The following is a 14,784-nucleotide window of genomic DNA, read 5'->3' on the forward strand; positions in this document are numbered from 1 at the left end:
TCACGGCTCCTTATCATTTCGCTTATTCTCCAGCTTCAAATCCTCCATACGAATCGTCATTAATTCAAGCTTACCTGGAGAACCCCCGCCATATTGGCTCAGCAGTCTAACCGCCTGATGACGAACAGAACGCTCGATAACATTACGGACATATCTGGCATTACTGAATAAATGTTCACTCTGACATTTCTCTTTTAACAAATGTTGTTTTAATTTGAGTATCGCCTGAGGCATCAAGATATAATCGCGATCTTTCGCCATACCTTCCGAAATTTGAATCAACTGATCAATGGAATAATCGGGAAAGTCCATTTGAATTGGAAATCTAGAGGGCAGCCCCGGATTGCACTGTAAGAAATAATCCATCTCATCGGAGTATCCCGCCAGAATGAGAATAAACTGATTTTTCTGATCTTCCATCGATTTGACTAACGTATCGATCGCTTCTTTGCCGAAATCTTTCTCACCACCACGCGCCAAACTATAAGCTTCATCAATAAACAGCACTCCACCGAGCGCTTTTTTTACCAAATCTCTCGTTTTTTGCGCAGTATGTCCGATATATTCACCGACCAAGTCTGCTCTTTCAACCTCAATCAAATGTCCCTTGCTTAATACACCCATTCTCTGAAACATCCTAGCAACGATTCTGGCAACTGTTGTTTTACCTGTCCCAGGATTTCCTTTGAATACCATATGATAGACTTGGGCTCCCGAATGCAATCCAGCTTCCGTACGCATAGATGCGATTTGAAGTAACGCGTATATTTCATACATCAAATCTTTGATATGATCCAGCCCGATTAACTGATCGAGCTCTTTCTGAATCTCCAGAAAAAGTCCTTGCTGCTGTTGAGCCTTAGCTGCCAATTGTGGCTCTGAATCCGGGATACTCTGAGATACAACAGGCGCTTCGGTGTTTCGTAAAATAACATTAATTTGTCTTGATGGTCTTTCTTCTGCTGATCCACTTCTGGCCATAACACGCCCTGGCATATGTAATCACCTTCTTTATAGGGTAGGGGCTGAACACACACTTTTACAATGTATTCTCTCACCCTGCTCGATATTAGAAGAATTATTATTTTATACCTATGGCGAATCCTAGTTGAACCAGCTTCCATTTGGTATAGGCTAGAACTTCTCTTGTTACGTTAGTCACCGGCTTAAGCACTTTAGACTCCGTTAGGGAAAGCTTCGGATTACTATAATGAAGTACCTCCGCCATTTCTAGTGCCCGGTTTCCGTGATATGTGTGTGTAATGATGAGCGCGGAAGTCAAACCACGTTCTTCCATTATCTTCTGGCTAAATTCTAAATTTTCATATGTACTGGTCGCATTATTTTCAAGTAACATAACGTCACGAGGAACACCATGCGTCTCTAAATAATTAGCCATCCCTTCGGCCTCAGTATATTTATTATTCACAGAATCTAGTCCGCCAGATAGTATAAAGTAACGGAACTTCCCCTCCTCATAATCTTCTAAACTTTGCAAGAGACGTTCCTCTAGTCCAGGACTCGGCTCATCGCCCCACATTGCAGCCCCCAGCACAATCCCTACATCAAACGGTTCATTAGCCGAACCAACAACTGCTGGACTGCGCTCCACACTGCCGATTTGCGATAATACATAAACGATCCACAGAAATCCTGCCAGAAGTAAATACAGACCTAGACGGAGCCATCTAGAGCGTTTACGCCGGCCTTTACGATACTTTGGATGAGTAGAGATTGCCTTGTCATTAAAATTCATGGTTTCCCCTCCGGCATTTAATGTTCGGAATTCATAAATCCGCTCCGATAATGATCAAGCGACATATGGAAATAAGGAAATTGACCTGAGTTAATCACATGTAGTACTTCCCTGGCAGACTCTGTCGCCATATCGTAATCCTTAACGGTGATATGTCCCCGGCTTAACGCTTCGTCCAACTCATCCTCATCTAATAAGAATACTTCCCCGTTCTGCAAGACAACAATGTCTAGATACAGATCGTCGAACCAAGGAACTCCCTGATCCGTAACGCCTTGATTCTTACAGATGTCGATATACCATTCCACAATTTCTCCCTTATCATCGAACATGGAGGTCACAACAAAATGAGCCCCCTTAGGATAGTATTGCAACCAGGTATAGCCCTTATCGGCAATACGAAAGGTATGTCCACCATACGTTTTCCACAAAGGATCACGTAAAGCAGAAATACTGTACATGGTTACAAAACCCGTAAACGTATTATTTTCAACAAACCTTGATTTGAACTGACGCTGAGTCACACGGCGCCAATTCGCACGATCTCCAAATTTTCGCTTCATGGTATAAACCCTTTCAACACAATGTACATTTAGCTTACCATATTTAATTGAGAGTCTCAAAAGTCAATTTGTAATAATACACATAAAAAAAGCACCGACCTTCTCTTCACAAGAGAAATGTCGGTGCTGCGCCTAGACTTTGGTGAGTTATGAGCTAATCATTCCCCCCAGATTACTCCATCATTACCGGATGCACCCGGATCTTGCGTGCCACTGTTCGTGTCGCCCGCGTTCCCTCCTTCAGATGGAAGTTCACTCCCCGTTCCACCATCCCCTGGTTCCCCAGGGTTGACCCCGTTACCATTACCATTACCATTACCGTTTCCGTTACCATTACCGTTTCCATTACCGTTTCCATTGCCAGGAGGGGTAACTACACCACCAGGGTTACCACCCTCTCCATTACCACCTTGGCCATTGCCTGGATTATTCCCCTCTCCAGTACCACCCTGGCCGTTACCATTCTCACCACCAAGGTTCTCATCAGGATTCGGCTCTGTAATCGGCGGTTCTAGACTTTCAGTCGTAATGACCGCTGTGTTCGAAGCCTCGCTCTCCGTATCGTTCACAGGATCATAGACAGTTACGTAATACTCATAACCAATTCCAGGAACAACACTGATGTCTTCGGCTTCCGTAGTTACCGCGTCCATGTAGTGATAGAAGTCGCTCTCTTCAGAGGATTTCCGATAGATACGGTATACAGAATCCAGTTGATCGACTCCAGTCCAACTTAAGGATACCGTTGCCAACTCAGGATTATATATTGCACTAAGTCCACTTGGAGCCTGCACTTTAACCTCTTCAGGAGGTTCTGGTGTAGGCAGGTTACTCGGCACTGGGAAATCCTTAACAGGAACACCTTCCAATGCTTCCTTCATTACCGCTGCGAACAACGACGCAGCTTGCCCACTGCTCCCACTTAACAAGTGGTCTTTATCAGGGTTATCGTAACCCATCCAGATCGAACCGGTCCATTCCGGTGTATAACCGACAAACCATACGTCACGGTTCTTGCTGCTGTTTAGCCCCTTAATCCCATGTTGCGTTGTACCAGTCTTACCAGCCAACGGACGATTAATCTTCGCCCGCTTACCCGTACCATCATTAATGACATTTTGTAACATTTCCGTCATGTAATACGCAGTTTGTTCACTAATAACTTGTTTTACTTTCGGAGCGTTATATTTGAACACTTCTTTCCCATCATGATCCACAATGGATTTGATCGAGTAAGGAGCATTATATTGACCTTGGTTCGCAAATACACTAAATGCCCCTGCCATTTCCAGAGTATTTGTACCATGTGTCAATCCACCAAGCGCGATCGCCAGGTTACGATCCTTCTCATCCATCTTGATGCCCATTTCCTCAGCGTACTTCACGCCTGTCTTCGCACCTATTTCATTCAACAACCATACGGCCGGGATATTCTCCGACTTAGTTAATGCTGTTGTTAAATTAATCGTCTTAGAATACCCATGTAGGTTCCGAGGACAATAATCTCCAAAGCATTGCTTCTCATTGCTGATCTGTGAATCCGGATTAAATTTACCCGATTCAAGAGCTGGCGCAAAGGATACAATCGGTTTGAAAGCTGATCCCGGTTGTCTACGGCTGTTCAGACGGCTGAATCCTTTTCGCTCATAATCACGTCCACCTAATAGTGCTACCAGACTTCCATTCTCATGATTCATAATAACCATAGAAGCCTGTACCTGTGTATCATCTTTACTTTTCTCGAAGAAATCATCATTAGCGAATGCTTTCTCCAACGCTTTTTGCGCTTGGGAGTCCATCGTTGTATAAATCTTGTATCCTCCACGGTTCAACTCATCTTCTGTTAACCCGTACTTCTCCTCTGCTTCTTGTGTTACATAATCTTTAAAGGCAAGGTAAGCATCGCTTTTAGCCGGAGGCTCGTAAGTATAATCAACTGCTTTCGCCTCATCACGCTCTTCAGCTGAAATATATCCCTCTTGGAACATTAGATCGAGTACAACACTTCTGCGTTGTTTAGACAACTCTGGGTTACTTACAGGGTTGTATTTCGATGGGCCTTTGGGAATAGCTGCTAGTGTTGCGATTTCCCAAATTTCCAGATCCTCCAAGTTACTCTTCCCGAAATAACGCTGGGAAGCAGCCTTAATTCCATATGCTTTCTGACCATAGAAAATCCGGTTTAAATACAGCGTAATAATCTCATCTTTTGTCTTATGACGCTCTAGCGCCATGGCAATAGACATTTCCGTTGCCTTACGGAAAAAGGTCTTGTCAGAACTTAGGAAGATATTCTTGGCCAATTGCTGGGTAATGGTACTACCACCTTCGACCATGGACCTAGCGACGATATCTTTAACCGCTGCACGACCGATAGACCACAGATCCACTCCGTTATGCTCTTCGAAACGCTTATCCTCTGTAGCAATAAACGCTTCCTTAACCAATTTAGGAATTTTATCAGAATCCACTGGCTCACTCTTATCGATCGAGAGCTCACCCATGATTTGACCTTTTCGATCATATACCTTGGATGTTTCGTAAATGATTAATTTATCTTCATTCGCCGTCAATATTTTTTCACCACTGATGGTAATATACAAATAGCCAGCGACGGCGCAAAATACGGCAATCGCTACCGTGAAGAACGAGGTCCACAGGACATGCTTGAGCTTTAACTTCTTTTTTCTATTCTTATTAGGCTTATTAGGCTTATCCGTCTTTCTATCCGGATTACTGTTCCGTTCCACTCTGGAAGGTGGTCTCTTAGTAGCCATAATTTATCTCTAACCCCCTATACTCCTATTGCAATTATTCTCGGAAAGAAAAGAACAACCTTATTAGGTTGTTCTGCTTCTTAACCTATACCATTAAACGAATCAAATTTCAAAAAAGTTTCACTTTAAACTTAACCCTCATTCTGGGAATCTTGCATGAGCGACACATTGCGCTGTGGTTGGAATGTAGAAATAGCGTGCTTGTACACCATTTGCTGGCGTCCGTCACTATCAATTACAATCGTAAAGTTGTCAAAAGCTTTAATGGTCCCTCTGATTTGAAAACCGTTTGTTAAAAACACGGTAACAGGGATGCTATCTTTACGTAATTGGTTCAAGAACGTATCTTGGATGTTAATGGATTTGTTCATTAGTCGTACCCCCAATAGGAATCATTTAGTGTTTATAATTATATTCAAGATCGGTAGGAAACTTTCCTGCTATTATAGCATGTGCCGCCATTAAATTCTCAGAAAAGTTTTGACCATCCCCCACGTCGATCCACGAAATATCACGCATATGCCTAAACCACGAGAGCTGTCTCTTAGCATAACGCCGAGTATCCCGCTTCAATTTCTCTATCGCATCAGGCAATGGTACACCGTCTTCAAGATGTTCTACGATCTCCTTATAGCCAAGAGCTTGCATCGATACCAGATTTCGGGAGTACCCCTGATTCAATAGATGTTTCACTTCTTCAACAAGGCCGATTGAGATCATCTCATCGATTCGCTGTTCAATACGGTTATAAAGCATTTGACGGTCCATTGTCAAACCGATGAAACATAAATCATATGGAGACTCCTTACTTTGCAGTTCTAATCGCGAGGAAAGTGTTTCTCCTGTTAGATGATATATCTCAAGAGCCCGTACGACCCGGCGTACATCATTGTAGTGTAATCGGGCTGCTGATACTGGGTCCACAATCGCCAGTTTGGCATGTAGCGCTTCAGGTCCTTGCTCCAAGACAAAACGTTGCTGGGCATCACGGAAGTCCTCATCAGCACCCGCCTCGGTGAATTTAAACTCGTAACATACAGACTCAATATATAGACCTGTCCCACCTACAATAAATGGTAAATGGTTTCTCTCGCCTATTTGTGGAATTAATGTCTGGCACCACTCCTGAAACAGAGCAACAGAGAAATCTTCATCTGGATTCAGTACATCAATTAAATGATGAGGAACGCCATCCATTTCTTCTGTTTTTATCTTGGCTGTTCCGATATCCATTCCTCTATATACTTGCATGGAATCGCCTGAAATGATCTCGCAGGAGAATGCCTTAGCGATCTCAATGCTGAGCTTCGTCTTACCGACAGCGGTTGGTCCAAGAAGCACTAGCAGTTTGGGTTTTTTGTTAGTTATCAAGCGAAATCACTCCGTACACAATTTTAGATTGGGCGCGCTCGACATTTGTGAATCCTAATCGTTCAAATTCGCCGCTCCCATTCTTCTCTTTCAATACCACTGTTTTACGTGCAACACGACAAGCTTCAGCAACTGCCTCAGTGCTCAAGGAGTTATTATTCGCGAACTTTCGCAAGGGTGAAATGGAAGCTGATCCCAGTAGTGGAATTCGAAACATCGGATCAAAATATACGACATCTGCACTTTTATCAGGTTGACCTCGAAGTACTTCTAAATGATCCGCACAACGAACCTCAATTCGTCGTAACGCCTCGTTAAATTCCTTAATTCTACATTCGTATGAAGATAACCCTTCCCTTAGTAACGCAGAAAGCGAGAGTGACGCTTCCAATGCCAGCACCCTACCTTCTGGGCCTGCTCCAAGAGAAAACACCATGGAATCCGCACCTAGACCTGCCGTGCAATCTATAATCGTGTCACCCGGGGTTACACGAGCCACTTCAAGCATGCTGTCAGGTTCACCTTTGAGTAGCCTTTTCGCGCGAACGAAGGCCATGCTAGGATGAAATACCATCGGCTCATATCCTTCGCGATACAGCCGAACCTCTTCCTTCAAAATAATCAGGATATCCTCGCCTTTATGATTCTTAGACATCTTAGCAAGCGATGTGCTGTTTCTTCGGACATATACCGAGCCTGTTTCAGCTGCTAAGGATATCGCTCTTTTCTCTGTCTTGGGAGAACTCTGATCACCTGTTGTAATAATCACTTTGGTTCTCCTTTCGTTTACATGACCCGTTTAAACAATTTCTCCAAATCGTACGTAGAGAAGGAAACGATAATCGGTCTGCCATGCGGACATGTGTAAGGCTGCTTGCAGGCAGCCAGCCGCTGTAACAATGTATTCGCTTCTTCGGGCGTTAATTTCTGATTTGCTTTGATCGAAGCTTTACAAGATACAAGAATGGATGATTTCTCACGAAGTTTCGACAGATCGATCACTCGTTCACTTAGCACCCATTCCGCCATCTCTTCAATAATTGCAGTCTCTTCTCCAGATGGAAACCAATAGGGATGACTTACGACTCTGAACGTCCCACCACCGAAATGTTCAAGTATTACACCCGCATTTTGGAACCATTGTAATTTACTCTTTAACTTCTCACTATCTGAGGGAGTAAACTCCAGAGTAATCGGTATTAAAAGTTCTTGCGAAGCATCTGTTGGATGACCGAATTTTTCATAGTAGTACTCATAATTCACCCGTTCATGGGCAGCATGCTGATCTATTAAATATAACCCATGTTCATTTTGTGCAATTAAATAGGTACCATGATGTTGTCCAATCAGCGAAAGTTCCGGGAATTCTGGAAGCTCTGGGACTGCCTCAGGCGAGCCATATAACATTTCCGATGTTCTTGCTCCCACTGGGGCGATCACTTGATTAAATCCAGCTGTCGGCGTGCTAATGCGGTTAGATTGCGTCGCGTTCTGTTGCGTCGTTCTCTGCCCACCCCCTGATGAAGAAACTGCAGGTACTACCTGAGCCGTATATTGTACATCATTACCACTAGCAGAGGGAGTATTGTAGCCATTAGAAGTTGCACTTTCTCGCAGAGAATAAGCTGCTACGGATTGATCAGGTGCTCTAGGTGGTGTAGGTGTCCCCACATTGCTACTTGCTTCTGTGCTAGGTGAATTGAAATGGAACTGCTCCTGAATAATAGAGCCTGTTCTTCCCTTCCCGATATTCTGCTTAACGACCTGCGGAATTAGCACTTGAGCCGACAACACCGCTCGTAAACTCTCTTCGATAAACGTATTAAGTTCTGGTTCTTTGCTGAAACGAACCTCCAGTTTAGCTGGATGAACGTTAACGTCTACCAATGAAGGGTGCATCTCTAAGTTTATAACCCCCATCGGATAACGATTGATCGGTAAAAGTGTATGAAAAGCTCTTAATATCGCTTGATGAAGGCCTTGGTTACGAATATAGCGTCCATTCACGATAGTCGACATCGCCCCACGGTTTGAACGTGTAAGTTCTGGTCGACCTATAAATCCCGATATACGATAGTCAAGATTCTCCGCTTCAATCGGGATCATGGCTTTTGAGGCATTAACTCCGTAAATAGAGGCAATCACTTGAAGCAAGTTTCCGCCTCCAGGGCTCTGAAGCAAAGTATTTCCGTTATGACGAAAAGTAAAAGCAATTTCCGGGTGAGCTAAGGCCTGACGATACATCACATCCGAAATATGACCGAGCTCAGTTTGAATTGTTTTCATATATTTCAATCTTGCCGGAGTATTATAAAATAATTCCTTTATCGTAATATCAGTTCCTTGCGGTGCAGCAATTTCTTCATTTTGTTTCAAGGTTCCACCCTCAATAACGATAATCTGGCCAAGGCCAGAATCATTGCTTGATGAGACAAGCTGAACCTTAGAAACGGCGGCAATACTCGGAAGTGCCTCCCCACGAAAACCAAGGCTACGGATTTGGAACAAATCTCGGCCAGTGGACATTTTACTAGTAGCATGACGATAGAACGCTGTTTCACAGTCCTCGGGATCCATTCCAGAACCATTATCCGTAACTCGGATGCTTTGGAGTCCACCTTCTTCCGCGATTACCTCAATTTTACGAGCCCCCGCATCGATTGCGTTCTCCACAAGCTCCTTCACAACGGAAGCCGGGCGCTCCACCACTTCACCAGCTGCGATTTGGTTCGCGATATGCTCATCCAACACTATAATTTTGGCCATTGCTATTTGTCCCCTCCGCTCCTAGATATTCTTCAGTACATCATAGTTCCTTGGCCTTCATCTGCCATTCATTGATCAACTGCATTGCCTGCAGAGGCGTCATATTCATCAGATCCACATTCTTCACCAGATTGACAAGCTGTCGCATTCCGGGATCTTCACTGGTGGGTTTCGCTTCCCCCACAGGCTGCTCGTCCCCGAAGATTGATAACTGTATGACCTCTTCTTTAACGACAAGCTCATGGCTCATATTACGGGAGATATTCTTCTCTGTATGAATGGACTCAAGCACAGGCTGACTTGTCTCTTTTGGATGTTCACGTTCAGTGATAACTCCCGATACAGCCGTAACTTCGGCTGCTGTTTGTTCAATATTTTGTAGCAATCCGTACGCACGCTCAATAATTCCCTCTGGTAATCCAGCCAGACGAGCACAGTAAATACCATAACTTGTATCTGCCGCACCTGGAATAAGCTTCCGGAGGAAATGAACCTTATCGCCACTCTCCTGTACCGCCATCCGATAATTACGAAGTCCTGAAAGACTACTTTCCAAATGGGCTAATTCATGGAAATGTGTCGATACTAATGCTTTACAGCGGATATGATCATGGACGTATTCAATAACCGCTTGTGCGATTGCCATCCCTTCACTGGTCGAAGTTCCTCGTCCTAATTCATCGATAATAATCAAACTTCTTGAGGTTGCTTTCTCCGTCATGACTTGAATATCAGCCATCTCTACCATGAACGTGCTCTGTCCGCCGATAAGATCATCTGCGGCTCCGATGCGCGTAAAGATGCGGTCAACAAGTGGTATTTCTGCGGATGTTGCCGGTACAAAACTACCGATTTGCGCCATAATTGCGATCAAGGCTACTTGACGCATGTAAGTACTTTTACCCGCCATATTAGGTCCTGTAATCAACAGAATACTTGCATCGTCTTTCCGCAAGTGGCTCCCGTTCGCTATAAATGCAGAATCACTCATCACCGACTCTACAACAGGGTGCCGACCTTGTTCCACCACTAAGTCATAGCCATCCGTGAGTGTTGGCTTAACGAACCCATTATCAGCTGCAACCGCAGCAAGAGAACGATACACATCTATTTCTGCGATATGTTCCGCAAGTGACTGTAAACGGGATATCTCCCCTGCAATCATCTCCCGAAGCTCACTGAACAGCGCAAATTCTAGATCCACCATCTTCTCTTCTGCTTCAAGAATAAGAGTTTCTTTCTCTTTCAACTCTGGGGTCACATAACGCTCGGCATTAGCTAGTGTCTGCTTCCGCTCGTAACGTCCTTCTGGAAGTGAAGCCAGATTCGACTTGGTCACCTCGATATAGTATCCAAACACCTTGTTGTAACCGATCTTCAACGACTTAATGCCCGTGGCTTGGCGTTCCGCAGCTTCTAATTCTGCAATCCAGCGTTTACCGTTCAATCCAGCTTCTCGAAGCTCGTCCAACCGTTTATGATAACCCGGCTTAATAATTCCACCGTCACGTACAGACACCGGAGGCTCATCGGCAATCGCCGCATGAATCCGATCAGCCAGATCTTTGCATTCATCCATATCTTCAGCAATCCGTCGAAGCGTACTCGAGGAAGCATCCATTAACAGTGATTTAATTCCAGGCACTTGATAAAGTGATGACTTGAGCGCAATCATATCGCGTCCATTGGCATTACCGTAAGCAATTCGCCCCACTAGACGTTCAAGATCATAAATCTCCTGGAGAGCCACCTTGAGGTCCTCCCTCAGAATGAAGGCGCTATGCAGATGATCGACCGCTTCTAGTCTGTCTTCAATTGCACCCTGCTTCAACAAGGGTTTGTCGATCCAACGCCGAAGCATACGAGCACCCATCGAAGTCTCCGTCCGATCGAGTAACCACAACAGCGATCCCTTTTTCGAACGCTCTCGAACTGTCTCAACCAATTCCAGATTCCGCCGGGTGAACGGGTCCAGGATCATAAAATGTTCCGGTTCATAAGAAGAAATCTTGGTCAATTGACCAAGCTGGCGCTTCTGTGTCTCGCCAAGATAACCAACCAATAGTGCTACGCAGTCACGCCGTTCCGGCTCCAACCTGATCCATACAGCTTCACCAAATTGTTTCCTGCTATTCTCTTCTTTCATCTTGTCCCAAGGCGTATACACAACTGGTTTACCTAATGGAGTAGCTTGTCCAGCAATCCACTCCAGCAGTTCAGCATCCCCAATCATTTCCGCGGGATCGTAAATACCGACCTCATCACGAAGCCACTGCTTATTTGATGGCGAAGACGTTACATACAGCTCACCCGTAGATAAATCGCAAGCAGTCACCGCCATAATCCCGTGTCGTTCAGTAACACAGAGTATATAGTTATTGGTTCGTTCGCCCATCGCCTTGCCTTCCATCACCGTTCCCGGTGTTACCACACGGACGATCTCACGACGAACGACTCCTTTTGCCTCTGCAGGATCTTCCACCTGTTCGCAAATCGCTACTTTATAACCTTTTTCAATCAAACGGTAAATATAATTGTCCGCCGAATGATGGGGCACGCCGCACATCGGAATTTTCTCGTCGCCGCCGCCCCCTCGTCCGGTTAGGGTAATTTCCAGCTCCTTCGAAGCTAGAATAGCATCATCAAAAAACATCTCATAGAAATCACCTAGTCTAAAAAACAAAAAGGCATCTTGCGCCTGAGCTTTGACGCTCAAATATTGTTCAATCATTGGTGTATATGTAGTAGTCATAATCACCCTCCACTCATACCCTCCATTATACCAGAAAGAGAGGAGTGCTTACGAGGGGGTTTTATATTTTCCAGTGTCGCTTAATGTCCGTAGATTCGTCCCAAGTACGTCCTGAAAGTACTGCTTCTAGAAATGGAGCAATATAGTTCTCGTAACGAGAATAAGACTCCACGGATGTAATATCTTCGATTAACGGATTAAGAATGTTACGAATTGCGTCTTGTTGTCCTGCGTAAAAGGCAAAATAAATCCTGTCATCTTGTAACGGTCTTGCCGTTAATGTCTCTACGTTCTCCGCTATAAGCCGTGAAAGAGCCACGACACCTTTGGTGACGAGCGGGGAAATTAAAAAGCTGGGTAAAGTGCGGTATTCAAAACCGCCATAGGCTTGAAGGCGGAAATCACCAAGAAATCCATAACGTGGTCGGCGACGGAAACTACGTTTGTCTTCTAGTACAGATACTAACAGCGCTAGATAGTTATCAAGACTACGTAATAACTCGGCACTCAGTGGTATGCCACTGAAGTGTAAATGCCCTCCAAGTGGGAAACCTTGTTGGGGCATGCCGCCTGCCTGCCAAAATAGCCCTTCATCGGTAATGGCCACCCCAGCAATCCTGAAAGCATGTAGCAAATGAATCATCATTTCACGAGGCTCCCTTGCAGGTGCAGGACGAAGCTCGGCAAGAGGAAACAACAATTGCCCTTGTATCCGTAAGGAGTCACAACCAGCCTCACCCTGACGATTTAGATATCTCGATGCTGGTATGACCCTACTTCGGGAATGATCATAGAGGAGAAACTCAGGGTCCATTCCTATTAGTAGTTCCCTTCCCACTGGAAGTTGGCTTAGATTCATAAGCATCTCTGCCATCGCATTGGCAAACAAATCCGCAGTCCCAACACCTCGCATATCAGGGGTCACCGAAATCTCCTCCACGGTGAATTTACCTTCTTCCCCAGCCGAGATTACTAATTCACCCATATCCAGATCCAGTGCATACAACGTCCGAACAGCGGTTGACTCTAGGCGTCTCCAGAGCACCGATGGAGTGTCTGATTCATCTTCGCTACTCCAAGGTGGTAGAATCCCCGCCTTACCAAGCGGTAGAATTTGTAGCGCCTTTAAGTGAAAAACCCGAACAACAAAACGTCTTAGATAAGTACCAGCATTCGAAGACACTCTCCCCGAAAGCTCAGTAGTTATCCCACAAGCGTTCAGGCGATCCTGCCATTTCTTCACTGACTTGCTTCGAAAGATCTTAGCATTCTTGTTGATGAACCGCTCTTGGAGTTTAGTCGCGAACTGAGCATCCGGTGGTCCGAAAGTAATCCATTCCCAGGGGGCGTCCTCCCTATCCCCAGACTGCTGCGTAATTGCCGGACTATGAACAACGTGAAAGGAACTCCCACAGGAATCTAATGCCTGCAGCAGCATTCTACGGGATGGACCAGACTCCATCCTAATTTTCAATATCATAACGGACTCCTGGTTCATGTCTGTCCCCTCCTCAAACGCAGAAAACATGGAACAACCTAAAAATTAATAAAATAAAAAAAGAGGGCGAACGCCCTCGACGACGCCGCCCTTGCTGCATATATTGCACTATCATCATAAAGCACGGCTTACTACTACTTACAAATCGTCGTCGAGGAGATCCGGATCTAAATCCTCGTAGTCCCCACCGTCTGAACCGAAGTCAAAATCCTTGTCTTCGTAATCGCCGCCAGGCACGACAAGAACATTAATCTTCGTTTCAGCAACCAGTTCAACGGAGAATTCGCGTTCCACTCGAATTGCAACGCGACCATCTCCTGTCACACTTGCTTCAACAGTGCTTGGTTCTTGCGTTGCCTCCGCAGAAACCTCCACTGTTGAAGAACGATGTCTGTTGTCAACAAAGTTTAATGGCACGTTCTCTACATAGGAAATCGTTTCTTTGGCTACTTCGGTCTGTGAGTTCTTGTCATAGGAGTACCAGATGTTGATATCGTAAGTACCAATAACTTCAATTCCGTCACCGGCTGCAACCGCTTCATACTGGTGGTTGATAATCCAAGCCCCCAGGATACTCGTCGGTTTGTGAGGCGGAGTCACGGTATGTGTTACGGTAGAGAACTTACGACCCTTTCCACAGATCGCTTTCGTTATAATCTCTCTACTTTGATATTTCAATGACATGTTTGAACCTCCTCCATACATCATTCACTACAAGTGTATGCAGGACATGGGCGAATGTTGATTACCTTACAATAAATAAATATGTATAGATAATAAAAGCCTATAGAATAGCGACTTTTCGCTATATTTACAGATCAAAAAAAAGAACGTACCCTGAATTGTATTCCAATTCATACAGGTACGTTCATTAACTTTCGGCTCAAAACCAAAATCAGCGGTTGACAGACAATATAGCGGGAAGCAGCGTTCCGTTTTGGAGGATGTTAACATCACTGTTAAAGGAGGATTTCCTGAATTGAATGTCATATGGTAGAAATCCTCCTTTAAAGGTGAACGTTTCACTTGTCCACATTCCTCCAAAACTCCACTTTTGTATTCGTTTTGTCAACCACTGATTTTAAAATTTAACCTAACTTTTTCACCTTTATCTTTTTAGATCGGAAGTAAATCCTCTTTATCTCCGATTTCTTTTCGGCAATCCTTACATAAACCTTTAATGATTCCTATGTTATTGGCGTAAAAAGTTAATTTCTTGGTCTCTTTACATCGGGAACACTTCTGGGTGGATTCATCTTTTCTGAGCTTTTGTTTACCAAAAATAACAGCCGCCTCATTTC

The 14,784-nt window shown here is 44.6% G+C and carries 11 protein-coding genes; all 11 read right to left on the bottom strand.

From position 1 onward, the window contains the following. The 11 genes from EJP82_RS03130 to cotE all read right to left on the bottom strand — a co-directional run bounded on the left by EJP82_RS03130 (nucleotide 1) and on the right by cotE (nucleotide 14,167). Entirely contained in the window at nucleotides 1-996 is a 996-nt protein-coding gene (locus EJP82_RS03130; RefSeq protein WP_127190567.1) for an AAA family ATPase, read from the bottom strand. Between the two features lie 85 nt (nucleotides 997-1,081). Beyond that, nucleotides 1,082-1,756 (bottom strand): YdcF family protein, encoded by a 675-nt coding sequence (locus tag EJP82_RS03135; protein WP_127190568.1) that lies wholly within the window; start codon nucleotides 1,754-1,756, stop codon nucleotides 1,082-1,084. A 17-nt stretch (nucleotides 1,757-1,773) separates the two neighbouring features. Then, the gene (locus EJP82_RS03140; RefSeq protein WP_127190569.1) at nucleotides 1,774-2,319 is read right to left on the bottom strand and encodes a ribonuclease FAU-1 family protein; all 546 of its coding nucleotides are present in this window, start codon (nucleotides 2,317-2,319) and stop codon (nucleotides 1,774-1,776) included. A 158-nt stretch (nucleotides 2,320-2,477) separates the two neighbouring features. After that, the gene (locus EJP82_RS03145; protein ID WP_127190570.1) at nucleotides 2,478-5,096 is read right to left on the bottom strand and encodes a transglycosylase domain-containing protein; all 2,619 of its coding nucleotides are present in this window, start codon (nucleotides 5,094-5,096) and stop codon (nucleotides 2,478-2,480) included. A gap of 131 nt (nucleotides 5,097-5,227) precedes the next feature. After that, nucleotides 5,228-5,467 (bottom strand): RNA chaperone Hfq, encoded by a 240-nt coding sequence (gene hfq, locus EJP82_RS03150; protein ID WP_127190571.1) that lies wholly within the window; start codon nucleotides 5,465-5,467, stop codon nucleotides 5,228-5,230. Nucleotides 5,468-5,492: 25 nt separating this feature from the next. Continuing rightward, nucleotides 5,493-6,467, bottom strand: a complete 975-nt coding sequence (miaA, locus tag EJP82_RS03155) for a tRNA (adenosine(37)-N6)-dimethylallyltransferase MiaA (RefSeq protein ID WP_127190572.1) — start codon at nucleotides 6,465-6,467, stop codon at nucleotides 5,493-5,495. Further along, nucleotides 6,457-7,236 (bottom strand): class I SAM-dependent methyltransferase, encoded by a 780-nt coding sequence (locus tag EJP82_RS03160; RefSeq protein WP_127190573.1) that lies wholly within the window; start codon nucleotides 7,234-7,236, stop codon nucleotides 6,457-6,459. The genes miaA and EJP82_RS03160 overlap by 11 nt, the downstream gene beginning before the upstream one ends. A gap of 17 nt (nucleotides 7,237-7,253) precedes the next feature. After that, on the bottom strand, nucleotides 7,254-9,233 hold the full coding sequence (mutL, locus tag EJP82_RS03165; protein WP_127190574.1) for a DNA mismatch repair endonuclease MutL: 1,980 nt from the start codon (nucleotides 9,231-9,233) through the stop codon (nucleotides 7,254-7,256). 40 nt (nucleotides 9,234-9,273) lie between these two features. Then, on the bottom strand, nucleotides 9,274-11,985 hold the full coding sequence (mutS, locus tag EJP82_RS03170; protein WP_127190575.1) for a DNA mismatch repair protein MutS: 2,712 nt from the start codon (nucleotides 11,983-11,985) through the stop codon (nucleotides 9,274-9,276). Between the two features lie 61 nt (nucleotides 11,986-12,046). Further along, complete coding sequence (locus tag EJP82_RS03175; protein WP_127190576.1) at nucleotides 12,047-13,483, bottom strand: putative amidoligase domain-containing protein; 1,437 nt, start codon at nucleotides 13,481-13,483, stop codon at nucleotides 12,047-12,049. Between the two features lie 138 nt (nucleotides 13,484-13,621). Then, nucleotides 13,622-14,167 carry an outer spore coat protein CotE gene (gene cotE / locus EJP82_RS03180; RefSeq protein ID WP_127190577.1) on the bottom strand — a complete coding sequence of 182 codons (546 nt, stop codon included), beginning with the start codon at nucleotides 14,165-14,167 and terminating at the stop codon, nucleotides 13,622-13,624. Nucleotides 14,168-14,784 lie beyond the last annotated feature (617 nt).

It is taken from the genome of Paenibacillus anaericanus (assembly GCF_003994475.1).
Taxonomy (GTDB): Bacteria; Bacillota; Bacilli; order Paenibacillales; family Paenibacillaceae; genus Fontibacillus; species Fontibacillus anaericanus.

Excerpts from the sequence above, each read along its gene's own strand:
- EJP82_RS03130 (WP_127190567.1), bottom strand. The coding sequence starts at position 996 with ATGCCAGGGCGTGTTATGGCCAGAAGTGGATCAGCAGAAGAAAGACCA.
- EJP82_RS03135 (WP_127190568.1), bottom strand. The coding sequence starts at position 1,756 with ATGAATTTTAATGACAAGGCAATCTCTACTCATCCAAAGTATCGTAAA.
- EJP82_RS03140 (WP_127190569.1), bottom strand. The coding sequence starts at position 2,319 with ATGAAGCGAAAATTTGGAGATCGTGCGAATTGGCGCCGTGTGACTCAG.
- EJP82_RS03145 (WP_127190570.1), bottom strand. The coding sequence starts at position 5,096 with ATGGCTACTAAGAGACCACCTTCCAGAGTGGAACGGAACAGTAATCCG.
- hfq (WP_127190571.1), bottom strand. The coding sequence starts at position 5,467 with ATGAACAAATCCATTAACATCCAAGATACGTTCTTGAACCAATTACGT.
- mutL (WP_127190574.1), bottom strand. The coding sequence starts at position 9,233 with ATGGCCAAAATTATAGTGTTGGATGAGCATATCGCGAACCAAATCGCA.
- mutS (WP_127190575.1), bottom strand. The coding sequence starts at position 11,985 with ATGACTACTACATATACACCAATGATTGAACAATATTTGAGCGTCAAA.
- EJP82_RS03175 (WP_127190576.1), bottom strand. The coding sequence starts at position 13,483 with ATGAACCAGGAGTCCGTTATGATATTGAAAATTAGGATGGAGTCTGGT.
- cotE (WP_127190577.1), bottom strand. The coding sequence starts at position 14,167 with ATGTCATTGAAATATCAAAGTAGAGAGATTATAACGAAAGCGATCTGT.